Below are 22,520 nucleotides of genomic sequence, written 5' to 3'. Positions count from 1 at the left end.
CTCCTCCTCGGGCGGCGGGGGCGCTGCCCCCGCAGGCCCCCGGGATATATTCGGACAGATGAAAGCGGCGGCGGGTTTGGCCCTGATCGGGGCGATGCCCCTTTCCCTTTGCGGGCCGCTCCCCTATCCCTTGGCGCGGCAAGGGCAGCGAAGGGGCGTGGCATGATCCCGGTCATCGGTTTCCAAGGGCAGAAGGTGGCCGTTCTGGGGCTTGGCCGGTCCGGTCTGGCCACGGCACGCGCCTTGCAGGCGGGCGGCGCGCTGCCGCTTCTGTGGGACGACAGCCCCGAAGCCCGCGCCAAGGCCGAGGACCAGGGCTTTGCCCTGACCGACCTGACCCGCCAGTCTGCGCTGGACGGCGTGGCTGCGCTGATCACCAGCCCCGGCATCCCGCATCTTTACCCCACGCCGAACCGGGTGATCGCCCGCGCGCTGGAACTGGGCGTGCCGGTGGACAATGACATCGGCCTGTTCTTCCGCAGTTGGGCCACGCCCGAATGGGACAACTTCGAACAGGTGCCCAAGGCGGTGACGGTGACCGGCTCGAACGGCAAGTCCACCACCACGGCGCTGATCCACCATATCCTGCAGGTGGCGGGGCGGCCCTGCCAGATGGCGGGCAATATCGGCAAGGGGGTGCTGTCGATCGACCCCGCGCAGGATGGCGAGGTGGTGGTGCTGGAACTGTCCAGCTACCAGACCGACCTGGCCCGCGCGCTGACGCCGGATGTCGCCGTCTTCACCAACCTGTCGCCTGACCATCTGGACCGCCACAACGGCATGGGCGGCTATTTCGCGGCCAAGCGCCGGCTGTTCGCCGAAGGTGGGCCGGACCGCTGTGTCGTGGGCGTGGATGAGGTCGAGGGCCAGTTTCTGGCCAACCAGATGGGGCAGGGGCCGGGCGACGACCGGGTGATCCGGGTGTCTTCGGGCCAGAAGCTGGAAGGGTTCGGCTGGTCGGTCTTTGCCCGCAAGGGGTTTCTGGCCGAATGGCGCAAGGGCCGGCAGATGGCCAGCATCGACCTGCGCGAGGTGAAGGGCCTGCCCGGGGCGCACAACCACCAGAACGCCTGCGCCGCCTATGCCGCCTGCCGCAGCCTTGGGCTGGCACCGAAGCTGATCGAACAGGCCTTGCACAGCTTTGCCGGCCTGCCGCACCGCAGCCAGTTGGTGGCCGAGAAGGATGGTGTGCGCTACATCAACGACAGCAAGGCGACCAATGTGGACAGCGCCGCCAAGGCCCTTCAGGCCTTTCCGCGCATCCGCTGGATTGCGGGCGGCCTGGGCAAGGACGGCGGCATCGCCGCGCTGGCGCCCTGTCTGCCGGCTGTGGTGAAGGCCTATCTGATTGGCCATTCGGCGCGCGACTTCGCCCTGCAGATCGGCGACACCCCGCATGAGATCTGCGAGACGATGGACCGCGCGGTGGCCCGCGCCGCCGAAGAGGCGCAGCCGGGCGAGGTGGTCTTGCTGGCCCCGGCGGCGGCCAGCTTCGACCAGTATCCCAACTTCGAAAAGCGCGGCGAGCATTTCACCGCGCTGGTGCAGGCCCGCCTCGGGTGAGCGACGACCACGGCCACCGGGCCACCTATGACCGCAGCGCCGCCGACTGGCACGCGATGCGGCAGGGCAGCTATCCCGAACGGCCCTGGATCGACCGGGTTGCCCGCGCCCTGCCGGAAGGGGCGGCGGTGCTGGACCTGGGCTGCGGTTCGGGCCATCCGGTGGCGGCCGATCTGCTGGCGCGCGGATTTGGCGTCACGGGGCTGGATATGTCGGAGGCCATGCTGGACATCGCCCGCGCGGCGCTGCCGGCGGGCCGCTGGGTGCAGGGCGACATGCGGGCGCTGGATCTGGGCCGCCGCTTTCACGCCGTCATCGCCTGGGACAGTTTCTTTCACCTGACCGGCGCCGACCAGCGGGCGCTGATCCCGCGCATCGCGGCGCATCTGCACCCCGGCGGGTGGTTCCTGTTCACCGCAGGCCCACGCGAGGGCGAAGTCTGGGGCGCCGTGTCCGGCGGGCCGGTGTTCCACGCCAGCCTGTCGCCCGCCGGCTATGCCGCCGCGCTGGAGACGGCGAGGCTGCTGCCACGGCAGTTCGTGGCCGAAGACCCGCAGACCGCGGGGCGCAGCATCTGGCTGGCGCGCAAGGATTAAAGCCGCACTTCGGCCGCCAGATCGGCCAGCAGCCGCGCCGAACGGTGCAGCGCCTCGGTTTCGGCGGCGTCAAGGTCGGGCATCAGGTCGGCGGTCACGCCCCGGCGGTTGACCACGCGCGGGATCGACAGCGCGACATCGCGCACCCCTGCGACCAGCGGCGTATGGATCGACACCGACAGAACCGCTCCTTCGTCGCGCAGGACGGCGCGGGTCAGCCGCATCAGCCCCGCGCCGATGCCGTAATTCGTGGCGCCCTTGCCGGCGATGATGCGATAGGCGGCCCGGCGGACGCCATCGTCGATCTCGGCGCGGACCTGATCGGTGATCGCCGCCCCGACCTGCGCCGCGAAATCGCGGATTCCCACCGATCCGGCCCGGGCGGTGGACCAGGCCAGAACCTCGCTGTCGCCATGTTCGCCCAGCACATAGGCGTGCACCGATTGCGGCGAGATGCCAAGGTGCCGGCCCAGCAGGCTGCGGAAGCGGGCGGTGTCCAGGATGGTGCCCGACCCGATCACCCGGCCGGGCGGCAGGCCCGACAGGCGGGTGGTGATCTCGGTCATCACATCGACGGGGTTGGTCGCGACCAGCAGGATCGCGTCGGGCGCCACGCGCCGCACCTCGCCCACCACGCTGGCAAACACCGCCGCATTGCGCGACAGAAGCGCGATCCGCGTTTCGCCGGGCTTCTGGTTCACCCCGGCGGCGATGATCACCACCTCGGCCCCGGCCAGGCGGTCGTAATCGCCCGCCTCGACCTGGGTGGCCGAGGCGAAGGGCACCGCATGGGCGATGTCTTCGGCCTGGGCCTGCGCCAGCGCCGGCACATGATCGACCAGCACGATCCGCCCCGCGATGCCGGACAGCGCAATCGCATAGGCCGCGGCCGATCCGACCAGACCCACCCCGACGATTCCGACCGTTGCCGCCATGTCCTGTCCTTTCGCCTTTTGCGGGTGCAGCATGGCATGGACCACCCCGCAGGGGGAAGGGGCGGCTGCCTCCGGCGGGGATATTTGCGGACAGATGAAAGGGCAGGCCACGCCCGCCGGGTTCGTATTCGCGCTTTCCTCGCGCCCGGAATGTCGTTAGACTTTGCGCCACGGACCCGGGGAAAACATCCGGGCCAGAGGCAGAAGTTCGAGGCGGTATTCCCATGACTGAGATGGTCTATGGCTCTTCTCCGGCTGCGGTGCGCGAGCCGGTTTTGCCGCGCTGGTGGCGCACGATCGACAAATGGTCGCTGACTTCGGTCTTCGTGCTGTTCGGGATCGGGCTTCTGCTGGGGCTTGCCGCCTCGGTGCCCTTGGCCAGCCGCAACGGGCTGGAACCCTATTTCTACGTCCAGAAACAGGCGATCTTCGGCATCATGGGCCTGTCGGTCATGGTGGGCGTGTCGATGCTGTCGCCGGCCATCGTGCGCCGGCTGGGGATCGTGGGCTTTGCCGCCGCGCTGGTGATGGTGATGCTGCTGCCGCTGGTCGGCCAGGACCACGGCAAGGGCGCCGTGCGCTGGCTGTCGCTGGGCGGCTTCTCGCTGCAACCGTCCGAATTCCTGAAGCCCGGCTTCGTGATCGTCACCGCCTGGCTGATCGCCGCCGCGCAAGACATCAACGGCCCGCCGGGCCGGCTGATCTCGTTCGGGCTGATGACCTTCGTCGTAGGCTTTCTGGCCCTGCAACCCGACTTCGGCCAGTCGGCTCTGGTCGTCTTTGCCTGGGGTGTGATCTATTTCGTCGGCGGCGCCTCGATCGTGCTGATCCTTGGCATCGGCGGGCTGGTCGGGTTGGCGGGCTTCATCGCCTATGGCGCCTCCGAACACTTTGCCCGACGGATCGACGGCTTCCTGTCGCCCGACGTGGACCCGCGCACCCAGCTTGGCTATGCGGCCAACGCCATTCAGGAAGGCGGCTTCTTCGGCGTGGGCGTGGGCGAGGGGCAGGTGAAATGGTCGCTGCCCGATGCCCATACCGACTTCATCATCGCCGTCGCGGCCGAGGAATACGGCCTGATCCTGGTGCTGATGATCCTGGGCCTGTTCGGCGTTGTCGTGGTGCGGTCGCTGATGCGGCTGATGTCCGAGAACGACCCCTTCACCCGGCTGGCCGGGTCGGGGCTGGCCTGCGTCTTCGGCGTGCAGGCGATGATCAACATGGGCGTTGCCGTGCGGCTGCTGCCCGCCAAGGGGATGACGCTGCCCTTCGTCAGCTACGGCGGGTCGTCGCTGATCGCGGCGGGGCTGACAGTTGGGATGCTGCTGGCGCTGACGCGGTCGCGGCCGCGCGACCGCATGGCGGAACTGTTCGGGAGGCGGCGCTGATGGCCGGCACGGGCACTGGAACGGACAAGGGTTCGGACAAGGGCAAGCTGCTGCTGATCGCCGCCGGCGGCACCGGCGGGCACATGTTCCCCGCGCAGGCGCTGGCCGAGGCGATGCTGGCGCGCGGCTGGCGGGTGAAGCTGTCCACCGATGACCGGGGCGCGCGCTATGCCGGCGGCTTTCCGGCGGCGGTGCAGGTCGAAAAGGTGGGCTCTGCCACCTTTTCCCGCGGCGGGATCGGCGCGAAACTGGCGGTGCCCTTCCGCATTGCCGGGGGTGTGCTGGGGGCCGTGCTGGCCCTTCTGCGCGACAAGCCCGCCGTGGTGGTGGGCTTTGGCGGCTATCCCACGATTCCGGCGCTGTCGGCGGCCTTCCTGCTGCGGCGGCCGCGCATGATCCATGAACAGAACGGCATCCTGGGCCGGGTGAACCAGCTTTTCGCCCCGCGCGTCGACCGCGTGGCCTGCGGCACCTGGCCGACCGTGCTGCCCGACGGGGTGGAAGGCATCCCGACCGGCAACCCCGTGCGCGCCACCGTGCGCGAACGCGCCGCCGCGCCCTATATCCCGCCGGGCGATTACCCGATGTCGGTGGTGGTGATCGGCGGCAGCCAGGGCGCGCGCATCCTGTCGGATGTGGTGCCCGCCGCCTTTGCCCTGCTGTCTGACACCCTGCGCGCCAACCTGCGCGTGGCCCATCAGGCCCGGGATGAGGATGCCGAACGCGCCGCCGCCGCCTATGCCGCGGCCGGCATCCATGCCGAGATCGCGCCCTTCTTCACCGACATTCCCCGCCGCCTGTCCGAGGCGCAACTGGTGATCAGCCGGTCCGGCGCCTCGTCGGTGGCCGACATTTCGGTGATCGGCCGCCCCTCGATCCTGATCCCCTATGCCGCCGCCACCGGCGACCACCAGACCGCCAATGCCCGGGGGCTGGCCGAGGCGGGCGCCGCCGTGGTGATCCCGGAAAAGCTGCTTGACCCTGCCACGCTGGCGGGCCACATGGCCGCGATCCTTGACGCACCCCAGGCGGCCGAGACCATGGCGCAGAACGCGCTGGCCCAGGGGCGCCCCGATGCGACCGAACGCCTGGTCGCCCTTGTCGAAGACCTTGCCGGAGACCTTGCATGAACGCCGCCACCAAACTGCCGCTGGAATTGGGGCCGATCCATTTTGTCGGCATCGGCGGCATCGGCATGTCGGGCATCGCCGAAGTGCTGATCACGCTGGGCTACCGGGTGCAGGGATCGGATGCCAAGGCGTCGAAGATCACCGACCGGCTGGTGAAGCTGGGCGCCACCTTCTTCGAAGGCCAGCGGGCCGAGAACATCGGCGAAGCCGCGGTGGTGGTGATCTCCAGCGCCATCAAGAAGGGCAACCCCGAGCTTGAGGAAGCCCGCCGCAAGAAGCTGCCGGTCGTCCGCCGCGCCGAAATGCTGGCCGAACTGATGCGGCTGCGTTCGAACATCGCCGTGGCGGGAACCCATGGCAAGACCACCACCACCACCATGGTTGCCACCCTGCTGGACAAGGGCGGCTTCGATCCGACCGTGATCAACGGCGGCGTGATCCATGCCTATGGCAGCAACGCCCGCGCCGGGGCGGGCGAATGGATGGTGGTCGAGGCCGATGAAAGCGACGGCAGCTTCAACCGCCTGCCGGCGACCATCGCCATCGTCACCAACATCGACCCCGAGCATATGGAGCATTGGGGCACCATCGAGAACCTGCGCAAAGGCTTTCTCGATTTCGTCTCGAACATCCCGTTCTACGGCCTTGCCGTCTGCTGCACCGACCACCCCGAGGTGCAGACGCTGGTCGGCCGCGTCACCGACCGCCGGGTGGTGACCTTCGGCTTCAACGCCCAGGCCGACATCCGCGCCGTGAACCTGACCTTCGACGGCGCCACCTCGAAATTCGACATCCTGTTGCAGAACGAAGGCGCGGACTCCCGCATCGAAGGCTGCAGCCTGCCGATGCCGGGCCAGCACAACGTCTCGAACGCGCTGGCCGCCGTGGCGGTGGCCCGCCATCTGGGCATGAAGCGTGATGAGATCCGCGAGGCGCTGGCGGGCTTCGCCGGCGTCAACCGCCGCTTCACCAAGGTGGCCGAGGTGAACGGCGTCGCCATCATCGACGATTACGGCCATCATCCGGTGGAAATCGCCGCCGTGCTGAAGGCCGCCCGTCAGGCGGTGTCGGGCACGCCGGGCGCGCGGGTGATCGCTGTCCACCAGCCGCACCGCTACAGCCGTCTGTCGAACCTGTTCGACGATTTCTGCACCTGTTTCAACGAAGCCGATGTCGTCGGCATCGCCGAGGTCTATGCCGCGGGCGAAGACCCGATCCCCGGCGCCAGCCACGACGATCTGGTCGCCGGGCTGATTGCCCATGGCCACCGCCACGCCCGCGCCGTGATTGATGAGCCCGACCTGGCCCGGCTGTTCCGCGAACAGGCCCGGCCGGGTGACATCTTCGTCTGTCTGGGCGCAGGCACCATCAGCGCCTGGGCCAATGCCCTGCCGGCCCGGCTGATCGGACAGGCCGCATGAGCGGCCCCGCCTTCGCCGCCTGCCTTTGGGTGATAGCCGCTGCCGCCACCGCCCTGCTGCCGATGCGGGCGCAGATGCTGCCCGGTCTGGTGCTGCTGATCGCCGCGCCCGGTCTGGTTGGCTGGATCGGCGTCGTGCATGGCTGGCTCTGGACCGTGCCGGCGGTGCTGGCCTTTGTCTCGATGTTCCGCCGCCCGCTGGCTTACCTGCTGCATCGCCTGACCGGCTGGCCGCCGCTGCGCCCGCAAGGGCCGGAGGGCCGGGCATGATCGCGCCGCTGACGCTCGCCTGCCTCTGGCTGATCGCGGCGAATGTGATCGCCATGCTGCCCTCGCGCGACCATCACTGGCGCGCCGCCTATGCGCTGATCGTCGTGGGCATCCCGCTGCTGGGCTGGGTCACCTGGCAGGCCGGCCCGGTCTGGGGGCTGATCCTTCTGGGCGCCGGCGCCAGCATCCTGCGCTGGCCGCTGATCCACCTGCTGCGCCGGATGCGCGGCTAGGGCAGGGCGGCCCGGCCTTGCCCGGCCGGGGCAACCCGTCTACCACTGCGCCATGACCCAGCTTCCCAGCCCCCGCGGCGCCCTGACGCCCAACCGTCCCCTGTCCGACCTGACCTGGCTGCGCGTCGGCGGTCCGGCCGACTGGCTGTTCCAGCCCGCGGATGAAGACGATCTGGCCGCCTTCCTGCGTGACCTTGATCCCGCGATTGCCGTCTTTCCCATGGGCGTCGGGTCTAACCTGATCGTGCGCGATGGCGGCATCCGCGCGGTGGTGATCCGGCTTGGCCGTGGTTTCAACGGCATTTCGGTCGAGGGCGAGGCCGTCACCGCCGGGGCGGCGGCGCTGGATTCCCACGTCGCCCGCCGTGCCGCCGAAGCGGGCCGCGACCTGACCTTCCTGCGCACCATTCCCGGCAGCATCGGCGGCGCGGTGCGGATGAACGCGGGCTGCTACGGGCAGTATGTGGCCGATGTGCTGGACAGTATCCGCATCGTCACCCGGCAGGGCCGCATCGAGACGCTGCCCGCCTTGGCGCTGAACCTGCGCTACCGCCAGTCCGACCTGCCCGAAGGGGCGGTGATCATCGGCGCCACCTTCCGCGCGCCCGCCGGCGACCCCGCCGCACTGGCCGCCCGGATGGACGAACAACTGGCCCGCCGCGATGCCAGCCAGCCCACGAAAGACCGTTCCGCCGGCTCCACCTTCCGCAATCCGGCCGGGTTTTCCAGCACCGGCAGGGCCGATGACACGCATGAACTGAAGGCGTGGAAGGTGATCGAGAACGCCGGGATGCGTGGTGCCACGCGGGGGGGCGCGCAGATGTCGCCGATGCACGCCAACTTCCTGATCAACACCGGGGGGGCAACGGCCGCCGATCTGGAAGATCTTGGCGAGGAAGTGCGAAAAAAGGTTTTCCAAAACAGCGGCATCACGTTAGAGTGGGAAATCATGCGCGTCGGAGAACGCGCGACATAAGACTGAGGGGCGCAAAGCCCCCGTGAGGCAGTAAATGGCGGCGGGATCGGGCAGATTTCCCCGCGTGGCGGTTTTGAAAGGTGGCATGTCCGCCGAGCGCGAGGTTTCCCTCGTCTCGGGCCGTGAATGCGCCAAGGCGTTGCGCGAGGCCGGGTATGAGGTGATCGAGGTCGATGCGGGCCGCGATCTTCCTGATGTGCTTTCGGCGATGAAGCCGGATGTCGTGTTCAACGCGCTGCATGGCCGCTGGGGCGAAGACGGCTGCGTGCAGGGCATCCTGGAATGGCTGCACATCCCCTATACCAATTCCGGCGTGCTGGCTTCGGCCCTGGCCATGGACAAGCAGCGCACCAAGGAAATCTACCGGGCCGAAGGCCTGCCGGTGGCCGACAGCGTGGTCGCCACGCGTGAGGCGGTGGAAGCGGGCCATGTCCTGCCGCCGCCCTATGTGGTCAAGCCGTTCAACGAAGGTTCGTCGGTCGGGGTCTATATCATTCATCCCGGCTCGAACGCGCCGCGGCTGGCGTCGTCCATGCCCGCGCGGGTGATGGTGGAAACCTATGCGCCGGGCCGCGAACTCAGCATCTCGGTGATGGGCGACCGCGCCCTGGCGGTGACCGACATCCTCACCGACGGCTGGTATGACTACGATGCGAAATACAAGCCGGGGGGCAGCCGGCATCAACTGCCCGCGAACATGCCGGCCGAGATCACCGAGGCCTGCCTTGACTATGCGCTGCGCGCGCACAATGCGCTTGGCTGCCGGGGTCTCAGCCGCACCGACATCCGCTGGGATGATACCCGCGGGCTGGACGGGCTGATCCTGCTGGAAACCAACACCCAGCCGGGCATGACGCCCACGTCGCTGGCGCCCGAACAGGCGGCCTTCTGCGGAATTTCCTTCCCGCAGCTTTGCGACTGGATCGTGAGGGACGCGTCATGCGATCGCTGAGCGCGCCGCGTCGCCACGATTTCGAACCGCCGCTGAGCGCGCCGCGCCGCATGGCCGAGCCGCCGATGACCGCCACGCGCCCGGCCTATGCCGCGCCCGCCGCTGCCGCGACCCCGCGTCACGCGGTCGAACCGCCGGTAACGGCGCCGCGCCGCATGGCCGATGCCCAACCCCAGCCCCAGCCGCGCCGGCCCGAAGCGCCGGCGGCTGCGCCTTTTGCCGCCGCCCCCTTCACCGCCGCCGCGCGCCCGGTGCCTGCCGCGGCCGTGGCGCCCGCCCCGATGGCCCGCCGCGACCCGGCCCCCAGCCGCTGGTCCTACCGGCTTCAGCGCATCATGCTGACGCCGCATCTGCGCGCGCTGCTGCGCTTCGGCCTGCCCAGCTTCGTGGTTCTGGCCGCCGTCGGGCTTTACCTGTCCGACGATGCCCGCCGGGGTGCCATCGTTCAGGTCTTCACCGACATCCGCCAGAAGTTCGAACACCGCCCCGAATTCATGGTCACGCTGGCTTCGGTCGAAGGCTGCTCGAAAGACTTGGCCGAGGCCGTCCGTGCCCGCCTTGGGCTGAACCTGCCGCAATCCTCGTTCGACCTTGACCTTGCGGCCATCCGCAGCCGGATCGAGGAACTGGATGCGGTGAAATCGGCCGAACTGCGGGTGCGCAGCGGCGGCATCCTGCAGGTGCTGGTCACGGAACGCGAGCCGGTCGCCGTCTGGCGCACCGCCGAAGGCCTGACGCTGGTTGATGACACCGGCCATCGCGTGGCCGGGCTTTATGCCCGCAGCGACCGCCCCGACCTGCCGCTGATCGCAGGGCAGGGGGCCGACCGCGCCACCGCCGAAGCCTTGCAGATCTTTGCCGCCGCAGGCCCGCTGCTGCCGCGCGTACGTGGCCTGACGCGGATGGGCGAACGGCGCTGGGATCTGGTGCTGGACCGCGACCAGCGCATCCTTCTGCCCGCCGAACACCCGGTCCGCGCGCTGGAACGCCTGCTGGCGCTGGACCATGCGCAAGACATCCTGTCGCGCGATCTGGTGGCGCTTGACCTGCGCCTTGACAGCCGCCCGACCCTTCGCCTCACCCCCTATGCGCTGACGGAACTGCGCCGCAGCAAAGGCCTTAAAACCGTGGAGACCGACCTGTGACCGACCTCTACCAGACCCAACGCGCCATGCGGAACATGCGCCGGGCTGCGATGCAGCGGGGCGTCATTGCCATTCTCGACGTGGGCACCTCCAAGATTGCCTGCCTGATCCTGCGCTTCGACGGCGAGGCGCGGCTGCGCGAACAGGATGGCGTCGGCCCGATGGCCGGCCAAAGCCAGTTTCGCATCATCGGCGCCGCGACCACCCGGTCGCGCGGCGTCCGCTTCGGCGAAATCTCGGTGATGAACGAAACCGAAAGCGCGGTCCGCACGGCAGTTCAGGCGGCGCAGAAGATGGCCAATGTCCGCGTTGACCATGTGATCGCCTGCTTCTCGGGCGCCGAACCGCGCAGCTATGGTCTGGCCGGCGACACCGACCTCGCCGACAACGTGGTGACCGAACAGGACGTGGCCCGCGTGCTGGCCGCCTGCGACGTGCCCGATCTGGGGCATGGCCGCGAGGTGCTGCACGCCCAGCCGGTCAACTTCGCGCTGGACCACCGCACCGGCCTTGGCGATCCGCGCGGCCAGATCGGCAACCGTCTGGCCTGCGACATGCACCTTGTCTCGGTCGATGGATCGGTGATCCAGAACCTGCTGTACGCCATCAAGCGCTGCGATCTGGAACTGGCCGGCATCGCCTCCTCGGCCTATGTCTCGGCCATTTCCTCGCTGGTCGAGGACGAACAGGAACTGGGCGCGGCCTGCATCGACATGGGCGGCGGCGCGACCGGCGTGTCGATCTTCATGAAGAAGCACATGATCTATACCGACAGCGTCCGCATGGGCGGGGATCATGTCACCTCGGATATTTCCAAGGGTCTGCAAATTCCGCTCAGCACGGCCGAGCGGATCAAGACCCGCCATGGCGGCCTGTTCGCCACCGGCATGGACGACCGCGAGATGATCGAGATCGGCGGCGACAGCGGCGACTGGGACAAGGACCGCCGCCAGATCAGCCGGACCGAACTGATCGGCATCATGCGCCCGCGCGTCGAGGAAATCCTGGAAGAAACCCGCACCCGGCTGGATGCGGCGGGTTTCGACCATCTGCCCAGCCAGCAGATCGTGCTGACCGGCGGCGCCAGCCAGATTCCCGGCCTTGACGGGCTGGCCGCGCGCATCCTGGGCCAAAGGGTGCGCCTGGGCCGTCCGCTGCGCGTGCAGGGGCTGCCGCAGGCCGCCACCGGCCCGGCCTTCGCCAGCGCCGTGGGCCTGTGCCTCTTTGCCGCCCACCCGCAGGATGAATGGTGGGATTTCGAAATTCCCGCCGAACGCTATCCGGCGCGATCCCTGCGCAGGGCCTTCCGGTGGTTCAAGGACAACTGGTAACCCCAATATACAGCCCGACGCGCGAAATCCCGCTGATTGCCCGGCGGAATAGCCCATATTTTGTAGGGAAATCGCGTTTTTCTGGTGACGGCAGCTCCGGTTTGTGGATAAAATCGGGGATAACTGGGGAGTCAGGCCACGGGACAGGTCTGTTGCCCCGGATTCAGAACAGCGCAACAGCGGCGACATAAAAAACGGACAGGCGGAACACCATGGCACTCAATCTGACGATGGCTACCAACCAGCGCGAAGAGCTGAAGCCGCGCATCACCGTCTTCGGGGTGGGCGGCGCGGGCGGCAACGCCGTCAACAACATGATCGAGAAGCAGCTTGAGGGCGTCGAGTTCGTGGTCGCGAACACCGATGCGCAGGCGCTGCAGCAATCGCAGGCGCCGGCGCGCATCCAGATGGGTGTGAAGGTGACCGAGGGTCTGGGGGCAGGGGCCCGCCCGACCGTGGGCGCCGCCGCGGCCGAGGAAACCATCGAGGAAATCGTCGATCATCTGGCCGGCGCGCATATGTGCTTCATCACCGCCGGCATGGGCGGCGGCACCGGCACAGGTGCTGCCCCGATCATCGCGCAGGCCGCGCGGGAACTGGGCGTGCTGACCGTCGGCGTGGTGACCAAGCCCTTCCAGTTCGAAGGCGCCAAGCGGATGAAGCAGGCGGAAGACGGGATCGAGGCGCTGCAAAAGGTTGTCGATACCCTGATCATCATTCCGAACCAGAACCTGTTCCGGCTGGCCAACGAACGCACCACCTTCACCGAAGCCTTCGCCATGGCCGATGACGTGCTGTATCAGGGCGTCAAGGGCGTGACCGACCTGATGGTCCGTCCGGGCCTGATCAACCTTGATTTCGCCGACGTTCGCGCCGTGATGGACGAGATGGGCAAGGCCATGATGGGCACGGGCGAGGCCGAGGGCGAAGATCGTGCGCAGCACGCCGCCGAGAAGGCCATCGCCAACCCGCTGCTGGACGAAATCAGCCTGAACGGCGCGCGCGGCGTGCTGATCAACATCACCGGCGGCTATGATCTGACCCTGTTCGAACTGGACGAAGCCGCGAACATCATCCGCGAAAAGGTGGATGCCGACGCGAACATCATCGTCGGCTCGACCCTGGACCCGACGATGGAAGGCCGGATGCGCGTCTCTGTCGTCGCGACGGGCATCGACGCCTCGGCCCAAAGCCGCGCCGAACCCCCGGTCACCCGCCGCCCGATGGCACAGCCGCTGACGCTGCACCCGGCCAGCGCGCCCGCGGCGGCCCGTCCGGCCCCGCAGCCGGCGCCCGTCGCTGCCCCCGTTGCGCCCCCGGTGGCCGCAGCCCCCGTGGCGGTTCAGCCCGCGCCGGCCCCGGCGCCCGCTGCGCCCCGTGCTGCCGATCTGTTCGAAACGATGGAAGCCGAAGAGATGGATTTCGGCAATGACTTCGGACACGGCTCCGACGTGGCCGAGACGCAGGACAACGACCTGCCGCCGCCGGCCTACCGTCCGCAAGCCGCTGCCCCGGCCGCGCCGCGCCCCGTGCCCGCCGCCATCGACGCCGATGCCGCCGCCTTCGTGGCCCCGCGTCCGCGCGCGCCCGGTCAGCCCTCGCCCGAGGCGCTGGATCGTCTGCGCTCCGCCGTGGCCCGCAATCCCGGCATGACCGCGCAGCGCCCCGCCACCCCGGCGCAGGCCGCGCCCGCACCGGCCCCCGCGCCCTCTGCGGCGGCGGCTGGCAAGCCGCGCTTCGGCATCGGCTCGCTGATCAACCGCATGGCCGGCCATCTGGAGACTGCCCCCGACCGCGCCGCCGGCCCGGCCGTGCGCACGCAGCCCCCGGTGACCGCCTATGATGATGAGCCGGAACACGGATCGGATCACGACCGGATCGAAATTCCGGCCTTCCTGCGCCGCCAGGCCAACTGATCACAGGCCACGACGCCACCTTCGAAAAGGCCCGGATTTCCGGGCCTTTTCCATTTTTTACAAGCACTTACAATTATTGCAGCAAGTGTCACAAACCGTTGCAAAAGGTGAGTTGAGCTGACGCACCCCCTTCACTAGTTACAATTGGAAAGAACGCGCGCCCCTGGTGCGCGAAAACAGTTCGGGTAAGGCTCGTGCAGAACACGCTCAAATCCGCGGTCACCTTTGTCGGCGTCGGTCTTCACACCGGGGCCCCGGTGCGCATGACCGTGCGGCCGGCTTCGGCCAATCACGGGATCTGGTTCCGCCGCACGGACGTGACCGACCGCAGCGCCCTGGTGCCCGCGATCTGGTCCGCCGTCACGCCCTCGCGTCTCTGCACCGTGGTGGAAAACGCCGCCGGTGTCTCGGTCTCGACCATCGAACACCTGATGGCCGCGCTGGCCGGCTGCGCGATCCACAACGCCCTGATCGAGATCGACGGCCCCGAAGTGCCGATTCTCGACGGGTCAGCCGAACCCTTCGTTTCCGCCTTCATCGCCCGTGGCCTGCAGGAACAGGCGGCCGAGGTGCGCGCGATTCGCGTGCTGAAGCCCGTCGAAGTGCGCGAGGGTGAGGCGGTCGCCCGGCTTGAGCCCGCCGACATGCTGGAAATCGACTTCCGCATCGACTTTGCCGAAGCCGCCATCGGCACCCAGGAACGCCGGCTGAGCCTGGCGAACGGGGCCTTCGTGCGCGAACTGTCCGACAGCCGCACATTCTGCCGCCAGTCCGACGTGGACATGATGCGCGAAAAGGGTCTGGCCCTGGGCGGCACGCTGGAAAATGCCGTGGTTTTCGACGGTGACCGCGTGGTGTCGCCCGGCGGCCTGCGCCATGCCGATGAACCCGTGCGCCACAAGATGCTGGACGCCCTTGGCGACCTGTCGCTGGCCGGTGGCCCGGTTCTGGGCCGCTACACCGGCCTGCGCGCCGGCCATGCCATGACCAACCGCCTGCTGCGCGCGCTGTTCGCCGATCCCGAAGCGTTCCGCATGGAAGGCTGCGGCGCCTGGGTCGGCGCCAAGCTGCCCGGCGTCGGCGTGCATCGCGGCGATCTTCCCTCGCGCCGCCGCGCGGCGGCCTGAGGTCGCGTTTTCCCACCCCTGCTTCCGCTCCCGAAGCCGTGAAAGGCGTTTTGCGCCCCGGATTTTTCTATGCTAGGACAGCGCAAAAGCCGGGAGCAAATCACCCGGGCGGGGCCCGTGACAGGGTGCCGGACAAGGACGACGGGTTTGGATAGGCAACACATGGCAGGCGGACGTTCGGGTAGACGGCTGGCAACGGCACTGGCGCTGACGGCTGTTTTGTCGGCCTGCGGCTCCAACCCCAAGACCGAGTCGCTTGAAGGCTACACGGCCGAACAGCTTTACAAGCAGGGCGAACTGGTTCTGGAAACCGGCAAGCGGCCGCAGGATTCGCTGCGCTACTTCCAGGAAATCGAACGCCTCTATCCCTATACCGAATACGCCAAGCGCGCGCTGATCATGCAGGCCTTCACCCTGCACAAGACCAAGAAATACGAAGAATCCCGCGCCGCCTCGCAGCGGTTCCTGGATTTCTACCCCGATGACGAAGATGCCGCCTATGCGCAGTATCTGATGGCGCTCAGCTATTATGACCAGATCGACGATGTCGGTCGCGACCAGGGGCTGACGTTCCAGGCGCTGCAGGCCATGCGCGACGTGATCGAGAAATATCCCGACAGCGAATATGCCCAGTCGGCGATTCTCAAGTTCGACCTGGCCTTCGACCATCTGGCCGCGAAGGAAATGGAAATCGGGCGCTACTACCTCAAGCGCAAGCATTATGCGGCGGCGCTGAACCGCTTCCGCACCGTGGTGCAGGATTTCCAGACCACCACGCACACCGCCGAGGCGCTGCACCGTCTGGTCGAATGTTATCTTGCCCTTGGCTTCGAATCCGAGGCGCAGACCGCCGCCGCCATTCTTGGCTACAACTACCAGTCCTCGCCCTTCTATCAGGACAGCTTCAACCTGCTGAAGGGCAGGGGGCTTTCGCCTGAAGCCAAGGGCGATAGCTGGCTGACCAAGATCTATCGCCAGATGGTTCGCGGCGAGTGGCTGTAACCATGGGGCGTGCCGGCACGCTTCCGATGGCCTGACCTGATGCTTCGATCGCTTGAAATCCGCGATGTGCTGATCATCGACCGGCTGGCCATGGATCTGGGTCCGGGCCTCAACGTGCTGACCGGCGAAACCGGGGCCGGCAAATCGATTCTGCTTGATGCGCTTGGCATGGTGCTGGGCTGGAAGGGGCGGGCCGATGTGGTGCGCGCCGGGGCCGACCGGGCCGAGGTGACCGCCGTTTTCGACCTGCCCGCCGGCCACCCCGCCGCGCCCCTTCTGGCCGAGGCCGGCATCGCGGCCGAGGGCGAGCTGATCCTGCGCCGCGTGGCCCAGGCCGACGGCCGCCGCCAGGCCTTCGCCAATGACCGCCGCGTGACGGCCGAAGTGCTGCGCGACCTGTCGGAAACGCTGGTCGAACTGCATGGCCAGCATGATGACCGGGGCCTGCTGAACCCGCGCGGCCATCGCGCGCTGCTGGACAGCTTCGCCGGGTTTGACCTTGCGCCGCTGCGCGCGCTTTGGGCCGCGCAGCGCCAGGCGCGCGACGCGCTGTTCCAGGCCGAGGCACAGATCGCCCGCGCCCGCACCGAGGAAGACTATCTGCGTCATGCCGTGGCCGAGCTGGTCAAACTTGACCCGCAGCCGGGGGAAGAGGCCACGCTGGATGCCAGCCGCCGGCTGATGCAGGGCGCCGCCCGCATCCGCGACGACATCGCCCGTGCGCAGGCCGCCCTGTCGGAAGACGGCGCCGAAGGCCGGATGCGCGACGCGCAGCGCTGGCTGGAAGGCGCCGCCGACAAGGCCGGGGGGCGGCTGGACGAACCGCTTGCCGCCCTGTCGCGCGCCAGCATCGAACTGTCCGAGGCGCTGGCCGGGGTGGAACACTGCCTTGAGGCGCTGGATTTCAACCCGGCCGAGCTGGAGGCGGCGGAAGAACGGCTGTTCGCCATCCGCGCGCTGGCCCGCAAGCACGCGGTTGCGCCCGATGATCTGGCCGCCCATGCCGCCGCGCTGGCCACCCGGCTTGAGGCGCTGGATGCCGGCGAGGCGGGGCTTGCGAAACTGTCCCGCGCCGTCACCGCCGCCGAGGCCGCCTATGCCGAAGAGGCCCGCCGCATCCGCGCCCTGCGCCGCGAGGCGGCCGCGCGTCTGGATGCCGCCATGGCGGGCGAACTGGCCCCGCTCAAGATGGAACGCGCCCTGTTCGTCACCCGTCTGGACGAGGCCGAACCCGGCCCCGACGGCATGGATTCCGTTACCTTCACCGTCACCACCAACCCCGGCGCGCCGCCCGGCGCGCTGAACCGCATCGCCTCGGGCGGCGAACTCAGCCGCTTCCTGCTGGCGCTCAAGGTCTGCCTCACCGGGCAGTCGCGCGGGCTGACGCTGATCTTCGACGAAATCGACCGTGGCGTCGGCGGCGCCACCGCCGATGCCGTGGGGCGCCGGCTCAAGGCGCTGGCCGAGGGCGCGCAGGTGCTGGTTGTCACCCATTCACCGCAGGTGGCCGCCCTTGGCGTGGCGCATTGGCGGGTGGAAAAGCGCGTGCAGGGTGATGCCACGCTGTCTGCCGTCACCGCGCTGGCCCCGGACGACCGGGTTGAGGAAATCGCCCGGATGCTGGCGGGCGATACGGTCACCGATGCCGCCCGTCAGGCGGCCCGCGCGCTGCTGGCGGGCTGACGCCGCCGCCTGCCGATGCTATCTTCCACACCATCGGGCCTTGGGGGGCAGCATGGAACAGTTCACCGCCGGGTGTCTTTGCGGCAGCGTCCGCGTCATCGCCAGCGGGCGCCCCTACCGGGTTGGCCTCTGCCATTGCCTTGACTGCCGCAAGCATCACGGCGCGCTGTTCCACGGATCGGCCATCTTTCCCGAAGACGCCGTGACCGTCACCGGCGAAACCCGCGCCTATCGCGGGCGCCACTTCTGCCCCACCTGCGGCTCGCCGGTCTTTGGCCGCAGCGGCGATGAGGTTGAGGTCAACCTGGGCGCTTTCGACGCGCCCGACCAGTTCCGCCCCAGTTATGAGCTGTGGACCACCCGCCGCGAGGCCTGGTTGCCGGCCTTTCCCGGGATGCGCGGCTATGAACGCAACCGCGCCTCGGACGGCCGCAGCGAGGACTGACCGCCCGCTTTGGGGCGCGCGGGCAGGGGGCTTTGGCCGGCTGCCGCTCTGCGCAAGGCATCCGGCCCGCGAGAATTGCTAAATCTGATAGCGCTATGCGTGTGGCGCATGGCGGGATTCGCCATTCCAGCCTTTTTCGCTGCGCTGCAGCAACCTATATTCGCCCTGTGAACTGAATGACCGCAAAAGAAGGAGGGTTCGCCATGTTCGCTCGTCTGAAGACTGTGCTGAAAACCCTGCAAGGCCCCAGCATCGAAGAAATGGAACACCGCTATCTGGAAGGTGCCGTGTCGCGCATTGATCTGGAACGCCGTGAACGCGATGTGGACGCGGGCCTGTTCCGCCGCCCGACCCGCTACTACTGAGGTCCGGTTGCGGCGCCCCGGCGCCGTGACGGAATGACAGCACGGGAAACGGCCCGACGAAGTGCCCCTCATGGGGCACTTTCTGTTTCAGGGCACCAGCTTGCCCGGGTTCATCAGCCCCTTCGGGTCCAGAGCGGCCTTGATCCGCCCCATCGCGGCCCAGGTCGCCCCGTGTTCGGCCGCCATCAGCCCCTTCTTTCCAAAGCCGATCCCGTGTTCGCCGGTGATCGTGCCGCCCAGCCGCAACGCCCGTTCGGCCATGCGGTGCGCCAGTGCCTTGGCGGTGGCCGCCTCTTCCGCGTCGCCCTCGCGCACCATCAGGATCGCGTGGAAATTCCCGTCCCCCACATGGCCCAAGATCGGCCCCGGCAGACCCGAGGCCGCAATATCCGCCGCCGTCTCCTCGACCGCCGCCGCCAGGGCCGAGATCGGCACGCATGCATCGGTGACGATGGCCCGCGATCCGGGGCGCGAGGCCAGGATCGCCCGATAGGCCGCATGACGGGCCGCCCACAGCTTCTTGCGATCCTCGGGGGCTTTCGCCCACTGGAACCCGGTCGCCCCGAAGCCGGTGGCGATGTCGCCAAAGCGTGCGGCCTGTTCCGTTACCCCGTCGGGCGAGCCGTGGAATTCCACCAGCAACTGCGGCGCCACGGGCAGATCAAGGCGGGAATAGGCGTTGACCGCCGTCACCGTCGCCGCGTCCAGAAACTCGATCCGCGCCATGGGCACGCCCGACTGGATGGTCGCGATCACGCAATCCACCGCATGGGCCATGCTGTCAAAGGCGCAGACCGCCGCCGACACCGCCTCGGGCTGGCCATGCAGGCGCAGCGTCAGTTCGGTGATCAGGCCCAGCGTGCCCTCGGACCCGACGATCAGCCCGGTCAGGTCATACCCGGCCGAGGATTTCGGCGCCGCCGTGCCGGTGCGGATCACCTCGCCGCTGGCCAGCACCACCTCAAGCCCCAGCACATTGCCGCGCATGGTGCCATAACGCACCGCCGCCGTGCCCGAGGCGCGGGTGGCCGCCATGCCGCCCAAGGTGGCATTGGCGCCGGGATCGACCGGGAAGAACAGGCCGGTCGCGCGCAGCTCTTCATTCAGGCGTTCGCGGGTGATGCCGGGCTGGACCACGGCGGTCATGTCCTCGGGGTGGACCGACAGAACCTTGTCCATCCGGGTGAAATCCACCGTCACCCCGCCCGCCAGCGCCAGCGCATGTCCCTCAAGCGAGGTGCCGGCCCCCCAACCCACCAGCGCAAAGCCGTGCCGGTCCGACAGCCGGGCAAGCTCGGCCACTTCAGCCGTGCTTTCGGGCCAGGCCACCGCCTCGGGCGGCGGGCCAGAGACAAGGCTTTCGCTTTGGGCATGGGCGTCCAGCACAGCGCGCGCGGTGGACAGGCGGGCGCCGAAAACGGCGCGAAGTTCGGCAAGGGCGGATTCTGTCAGCATGACGCGGAAAGTTGTTCATTCTGCCCCCTGACGCAAGCCCTGCGGGGTGGAAATGCTGCGACCTTTGCGCTAAGCCCGCACCACCGCCGCAAACCCGAGGTTCCGTCATGAAAGCCGCCGTCATCACCTTTCCGGGGTCGAACTGCGACCGTGATCTTGTCGTCGCCTTTGAAGGCGCCGGGTTCCAGGTGACGCGGATCTGGCACAAGGATGCCGAACTGCCGGCGGGCGTCGATGTGGTCGGCGTGCCGGGCGGGTTTTCCTATGGCGATTACCTGCGCTGCGGCGCCATCGCGGCGAAATCCCCGGTCGGCGGGGCCATCGTGAAACACGCGCAGCGCGGCGGCTATGTGCTGGGCATCTGCAACGGCTTTCAGGTCATCACCGAGATGGGCCTTCTGCCCGGCGTGCTGATGCGCAACGCCACGCTGCGCTTCGTCTGCCGCACGGTCACGCTGAATGTCGTCACCACCGACTCGGCCTATACCTCGACCTTCGCCAAGGGCCAGCAGATCCGTATTCCGGTGGCCCACCATGACGGCAACTATACCATCGACGCCGATGGCCTGAAGCGGTTGCAGGACGAAGACCGCATCGCGCTGACCTATGCCGACAACCCCAACGGCAGCATGGCCGACATCGCCGGTATCCTGTCCGAAAACCGCCGTGTCTTCGGCCTGATGCCGCACCCCGAACGCGCCGCCGAGGCGCTGCACGGCTCGGTTGACGGTGCGGCGATGTTCGCCGGGCTGATGGGCGGGATGGCGCTGGCCTGAGGGCCATTGCCTTGAGACGGGCCGCGCCGGTCCCTAGACTTCGGCCATGACATCCGAAAGTGATCCCACCTCTGGCGACATGCCCCAGGGCCTGCCTTGGCGCGTAAAGCTTGTCGTCGCTGCCCTGCTGGTGCTGGCGGTGGGCGTTGTCGTGGTGTCGAACCGCTGGCTGTCCGAGCGGTTCGTCGATTCCACCCGCAACCGGGCCGAGGTGCGCCTGGCGCTTTACACCGGCAACCTTGTGTCGGAATTGCAGCGCACCTCGGTCGTGCCGCTGTTGCTGGCACGCGACCCCGCGCTGATCGAGGCGCTGAAGGCCGGCGACTTCTCCAAGACATCCGGCAAGCTGATTTCCCTGCAATCCGAGATCGGCGTGGCGGCGATCCGGCTGATGGATGTGAACGGGCGCGTGGTGGGGGCAACCAACCGCAACCTGCTGGGCACCAGCCACCGCAACGATTCCTTCTTTGTAGATGCGCAGAGGGCCAAGGAAACGACGCTGTTCACCGCCGCGCGGCGCGACACCGGCGGCTTTGACTTTTCCTATTCGCGCGCCGTGGTCGCGGATGGGCGGGTGCTGGGCGTCATCGTGGTTTCGGTCGACCTGATGAAATACGAACGCGCCTGGGCCGGCTTGCAGGATGCGGTGCTGGTGACCGACAGCGAAGGCACGGTGATCCTGGCGACCGAACCCGCCTGGCGCGGCAAGTCGTTGGCCGAGGCCCTGGCCGCGCGCGATGCGCCTTCGGCGCTGGAGCGGGCCTTTCAGGCGACGGCAGACTGGGCGCAGGCGCCGCCCGACGCCTATGTCCGCGGCGAGGCGGTGATGCGGACCGATGCCCGCGTGCCGTTCCGTGGCTGGCGGATCTATACCTTCACCGCCTATGATTCGGTGCGCGAGAAGGTCAACGGCATTCTGGCGCTGGAAATCATGGGCTTTGCCATCGTGATGGCGCTGACCTTCTATCTGCTCAGCCGCCGGGCCTGGTCGCGCTCGATCTCGTTGCAACGCGAATCTGCGGAACTGCGCATCCTGAACGCCCGGCTGCAGCGCGAAATCGCGGAACGTGAAAAGGTGCAGAAGGATCTTGAGGTGGCCGAGCAGACGCTGGCGCAATCGTCCAAGCTGGCCGCCCTGGGCGAGATGTCGGCGGCGGTCAGCCACGAACTGAATCAGCCGCTGGCCGCGATGAAGACCTATCTCGCCGGGGCGCGGCTCTTGTTGCTGCGCCGCCGGCCGGACGAGGCGCTGTCGTCGTTCCAGCGGATCGACGATCTGATCGAGCGGATGGGCGCGATCACCCGGCAACTGAAATCCTATGCCCGCAAGGGCGGCGAGGCGTTCGAGCCGGTCGATCTGCGCGCCTGCATCTCGTCGGCGCTGTCGATGATGGAACCGCAGCTCAAGGCGCGCGTGGTCAAGATCACCCGCGCCCTGCCGCGCCATCCGGTCATGGTCATGGCTGACCGCATCCGTCTGGAACAGGTGATCATCAACCTGCTTCGCAACGCGCTGGATGCCACCAAGGGCGTCAAGGCCCCGCAGATTGATCTGCTTCTGGCCGAGGGCGAGACGGCCACGCTGTCGGTGCGTGACAATGGCCACGGCATCGACGAACTCGATAACCTGTTCGAGCCGTTCTACACCACCAAGAAGCCGGGCGAGGGCGTCGGCCTTGGTCTGGCCATCTCCTCCGGCATCGTCAGCGATCTGGGCGGCCGGTTGACCGCGCGCAACAGTGAAACGGGCGGCGCGGTCTTTGAAATGCAATTGCCGATCCTTGGCAAAGAACAACAAGCAGCAGAATGAGG

The 22,520-nt window shown here is 68.2% G+C and carries 21 protein-coding genes; 19 read left to right on the top strand and 2 right to left on the bottom strand.

Features of this window, described 5'->3' with window-relative positions:
- Nucleotides 1-162: 162 nt before the first annotated feature.
- A complete protein-coding gene (murD, locus tag B6K69_RS04030; RefSeq protein ID WP_108642869.1) occupies nt 163-1,563 on the top strand; it encodes a UDP-N-acetylmuramoyl-L-alanine--D-glutamate ligase in 1,401 nt (466 codons plus the stop codon).
- A complete protein-coding gene (locus B6K69_RS04025) occupies nt 1,560-2,159 on the top strand; it encodes a class I SAM-dependent methyltransferase (RefSeq protein ID WP_206340539.1) in 600 nt (199 codons plus the stop codon). Before murD ends, B6K69_RS04025 begins: the two co-directional genes overlap by 4 nt.
- Here B6K69_RS04025 and B6K69_RS04020 read toward each other — a convergent pair.
- Complete coding sequence (locus B6K69_RS04020; RefSeq protein ID WP_107674256.1) at nt 2,156-3,094, bottom strand: L-lactate dehydrogenase; 939 nt, start codon at nt 3,092-3,094, stop codon at nt 2,156-2,158. The two genes, B6K69_RS04025 and B6K69_RS04020, sit on opposite strands and share 4 nt — an antisense overlap.
- A 224-nt stretch (nt 3,095-3,318) precedes the next feature.
- On the opposite strand from B6K69_RS04020, the gene B6K69_RS04015 reads away from it, so the two are divergent.
- From B6K69_RS04015 to B6K69_RS03945, 15 genes are all read left to right on the top strand, one after another.
- Nucleotides 3,319-4,482: a peptidoglycan glycosyltransferase FtsW gene (locus B6K69_RS04015; protein ID WP_107674240.1), complete on the top strand. Its 1,164-nt coding sequence runs from the start codon at nt 3,319-3,321 to the stop codon at nt 4,480-4,482.
- Between the two features lie 83 nt (nt 4,483-4,565).
- Entirely contained in the window at nt 4,566-5,612 is a 1,047-nt protein-coding gene (locus B6K69_RS04010; RefSeq protein ID WP_236939042.1) for a UDP-N-acetylglucosamine--N-acetylmuramyl-(pentapeptide) pyrophosphoryl-undecaprenol N-acetylglucosamine transferase, read from the top strand.
- Nucleotides 5,609-7,033 (top strand): UDP-N-acetylmuramate--L-alanine ligase, encoded by a 1,425-nt coding sequence (gene murC, locus B6K69_RS04005; RefSeq protein ID WP_108642867.1) that lies wholly within the window; start codon nt 5,609-5,611, stop codon nt 7,031-7,033. Before B6K69_RS04010 ends, murC begins: the two co-directional genes overlap by 4 nt.
- Nucleotides 7,030-7,302, top strand: coding sequence for a DUF2484 family protein (locus B6K69_RS04000; RefSeq protein ID WP_108642866.1), 273 nt, complete (start codon nt 7,030-7,032; stop codon nt 7,300-7,302). Before murC ends, B6K69_RS04000 begins: the two co-directional genes overlap by 4 nt.
- Nucleotides 7,299-7,535 carry a DUF2484 family protein gene (locus B6K69_RS03995; protein ID WP_107674244.1) on the top strand — a complete coding sequence of 79 codons (237 nt, stop codon included), beginning with the start codon at nt 7,299-7,301 and terminating at the stop codon, nt 7,533-7,535. Before B6K69_RS04000 ends, B6K69_RS03995 begins: the two co-directional genes overlap by 4 nt.
- A 52-nt stretch (nt 7,536-7,587) precedes the next feature.
- Nucleotides 7,588-8,511, top strand: coding sequence for a UDP-N-acetylmuramate dehydrogenase (murB, locus tag B6K69_RS03990; RefSeq protein ID WP_108642865.1), 924 nt, complete (start codon nt 7,588-7,590; stop codon nt 8,509-8,511).
- Between the two features lie 34 nt (nt 8,512-8,545).
- Nucleotides 8,546-9,463 (top strand): D-alanine--D-alanine ligase, encoded by a 918-nt coding sequence (locus B6K69_RS03985; protein WP_108642864.1) that lies wholly within the window; start codon nt 8,546-8,548, stop codon nt 9,461-9,463.
- A complete protein-coding gene (locus tag B6K69_RS03980) occupies nt 9,451-10,608 on the top strand; it encodes a cell division protein FtsQ/DivIB (RefSeq protein WP_228156802.1) in 1,158 nt (385 codons plus the stop codon). The genes B6K69_RS03985 and B6K69_RS03980 overlap by 13 nt, the downstream gene beginning before the upstream one ends.
- The gene (gene ftsA / locus B6K69_RS03975; RefSeq protein WP_107674247.1) at nt 10,605-11,939 is read left to right on the top strand and encodes a cell division protein FtsA; all 1,335 of its coding nucleotides are present in this window, start codon (nt 10,605-10,607) and stop codon (nt 11,937-11,939) included. Before B6K69_RS03980 ends, ftsA begins: the two co-directional genes overlap by 4 nt.
- A gap of 212 nt (nt 11,940-12,151) precedes the next feature.
- Nucleotides 12,152-13,855: a cell division protein FtsZ gene (ftsZ, locus tag B6K69_RS03970; protein ID WP_108642862.1), complete on the top strand. Its 1,704-nt coding sequence runs from the start codon at nt 12,152-12,154 to the stop codon at nt 13,853-13,855.
- 194 nt (nt 13,856-14,049) lie between these two features.
- Nucleotides 14,050-14,982 carry a UDP-3-O-acyl-N-acetylglucosamine deacetylase gene (gene lpxC / locus B6K69_RS03965; RefSeq protein ID WP_107674311.1) on the top strand — a complete coding sequence of 311 codons (933 nt, stop codon included), beginning with the start codon at nt 14,050-14,052 and terminating at the stop codon, nt 14,980-14,982.
- Between the two features lie 162 nt (nt 14,983-15,144).
- Nucleotides 15,145-15,984: an outer membrane protein assembly factor BamD gene (locus tag B6K69_RS03960; protein WP_107674312.1), complete on the top strand. Its 840-nt coding sequence runs from the start codon at nt 15,145-15,147 to the stop codon at nt 15,982-15,984.
- 39 nt (nt 15,985-16,023) lie between these two features.
- The gene (recN, locus tag B6K69_RS03955) at nt 16,024-17,667 is read left to right on the top strand and encodes a DNA repair protein RecN (protein ID WP_108642861.1); all 1,644 of its coding nucleotides are present in this window, start codon (nt 16,024-16,026) and stop codon (nt 17,665-17,667) included.
- 52 nt (nt 17,668-17,719) lie between these two features.
- Entirely contained in the window at nt 17,720-18,112 is a 393-nt protein-coding gene (locus B6K69_RS03950; RefSeq protein ID WP_108642860.1) for a GFA family protein, read from the top strand.
- 203 nt (nt 18,113-18,315) lie between these two features.
- On the top strand, nt 18,316-18,477 hold the full coding sequence (locus B6K69_RS03945) for a DUF3563 domain-containing protein (protein ID WP_107674352.1): 162 nt from the start codon (nt 18,316-18,318) through the stop codon (nt 18,475-18,477).
- Nucleotides 18,478-18,564: 87 nt separating this feature from the next.
- Here the strand turns inward: B6K69_RS03945 and B6K69_RS03940 are convergent, their stop codons facing one another.
- Nucleotides 18,565-19,932, bottom strand: a complete 1,368-nt coding sequence (locus B6K69_RS03940) for an FAD-binding oxidoreductase (protein WP_108642859.1) — start codon at nt 19,930-19,932, stop codon at nt 18,565-18,567.
- Between the two features lie 107 nt (nt 19,933-20,039).
- Between B6K69_RS03940 and purQ the strand changes: the two genes are divergently transcribed.
- Together purQ and B6K69_RS03930 are read left to right on the top strand one after the other, a co-directional pair.
- Nucleotides 20,040-20,708 carry a phosphoribosylformylglycinamidine synthase subunit PurQ gene (gene purQ / locus B6K69_RS03935; RefSeq protein WP_108642858.1) on the top strand — a complete coding sequence of 223 codons (669 nt, stop codon included), beginning with the start codon at nt 20,040-20,042 and terminating at the stop codon, nt 20,706-20,708.
- A 46-nt stretch (nt 20,709-20,754) separates the two neighbouring features.
- Nucleotides 20,755-22,518, top strand: coding sequence for a sensor histidine kinase (locus B6K69_RS03930; RefSeq protein WP_108642857.1), 1,764 nt, complete (start codon nt 20,755-20,757; stop codon nt 22,516-22,518).
- The last annotated feature ends 2 nt before the right edge of the window (nt 22,519-22,520 follow it).

It is taken from the genome of Pseudogemmobacter blasticus, from assembly GCF_003071405.1.
GTDB classification, from domain to species: domain Bacteria; phylum Pseudomonadota; class Alphaproteobacteria; order Rhodobacterales; family Rhodobacteraceae; genus Pseudogemmobacter; species Pseudogemmobacter blasticus.
Note: the sequence above shows the minus strand (reverse complement) of the source record. Positions and strands in the feature narration are given on the sequence as shown.

Excerpts from the sequence above, each read along its gene's own strand:
- recN (WP_108642861.1), top strand. The coding sequence starts at position 16,024 with ATGCTTCGATCGCTTGAAATCCGCGATGTGCTGATCATCGACCGGCTG.
- B6K69_RS04020 (WP_107674256.1), bottom strand. The coding sequence starts at position 3,094 with ATGGCGGCAACGGTCGGAATCGTCGGGGTGGGTCTGGTCGGATCGGCC.
- B6K69_RS04010 (WP_236939042.1), top strand. The coding sequence starts at position 4,566 with ATGTTCCCCGCGCAGGCGCTGGCCGAGGCGATGCTGGCGCGCGGCTGG.
- B6K69_RS03985 (WP_108642864.1), top strand. The coding sequence starts at position 8,546 with ATGGCGGCGGGATCGGGCAGATTTCCCCGCGTGGCGGTTTTGAAAGGT.
- B6K69_RS03930 (WP_108642857.1), top strand. The coding sequence starts at position 20,755 with ATGACATCCGAAAGTGATCCCACCTCTGGCGACATGCCCCAGGGCCTG.
- B6K69_RS03945 (WP_107674352.1), top strand. The coding sequence starts at position 18,316 with ATGTTCGCTCGTCTGAAGACTGTGCTGAAAACCCTGCAAGGCCCCAGC.
- murD (WP_108642869.1), top strand. The coding sequence starts at position 163 with ATGATCCCGGTCATCGGTTTCCAAGGGCAGAAGGTGGCCGTTCTGGGG.
- B6K69_RS03995 (WP_107674244.1), top strand. The coding sequence starts at position 7,299 with ATGATCGCGCCGCTGACGCTCGCCTGCCTCTGGCTGATCGCGGCGAAT.
- murC (WP_108642867.1), top strand. The coding sequence starts at position 5,609 with ATGAACGCCGCCACCAAACTGCCGCTGGAATTGGGGCCGATCCATTTT.
- ftsZ (WP_108642862.1), top strand. The coding sequence starts at position 12,152 with ATGGCACTCAATCTGACGATGGCTACCAACCAGCGCGAAGAGCTGAAG.
- B6K69_RS04000 (WP_108642866.1), top strand. The coding sequence starts at position 7,030 with ATGAGCGGCCCCGCCTTCGCCGCCTGCCTTTGGGTGATAGCCGCTGCC.
- B6K69_RS03960 (WP_107674312.1), top strand. The coding sequence starts at position 15,145 with ATGGCAGGCGGACGTTCGGGTAGACGGCTGGCAACGGCACTGGCGCTG.
- B6K69_RS04015 (WP_107674240.1), top strand. The coding sequence starts at position 3,319 with ATGACTGAGATGGTCTATGGCTCTTCTCCGGCTGCGGTGCGCGAGCCG.
- purQ (WP_108642858.1), top strand. The coding sequence starts at position 20,040 with ATGAAAGCCGCCGTCATCACCTTTCCGGGGTCGAACTGCGACCGTGAT.
- B6K69_RS03940 (WP_108642859.1), bottom strand. The coding sequence starts at position 19,932 with ATGCTGACAGAATCCGCCCTTGCCGAACTTCGCGCCGTTTTCGGCGCC.
- murB (WP_108642865.1), top strand. The coding sequence starts at position 7,588 with ATGACCCAGCTTCCCAGCCCCCGCGGCGCCCTGACGCCCAACCGTCCC.
- B6K69_RS03950 (WP_108642860.1), top strand. The coding sequence starts at position 17,720 with ATGGAACAGTTCACCGCCGGGTGTCTTTGCGGCAGCGTCCGCGTCATC.
- B6K69_RS03980 (WP_228156802.1), top strand. The coding sequence starts at position 9,451 with ATGCGATCGCTGAGCGCGCCGCGTCGCCACGATTTCGAACCGCCGCTG.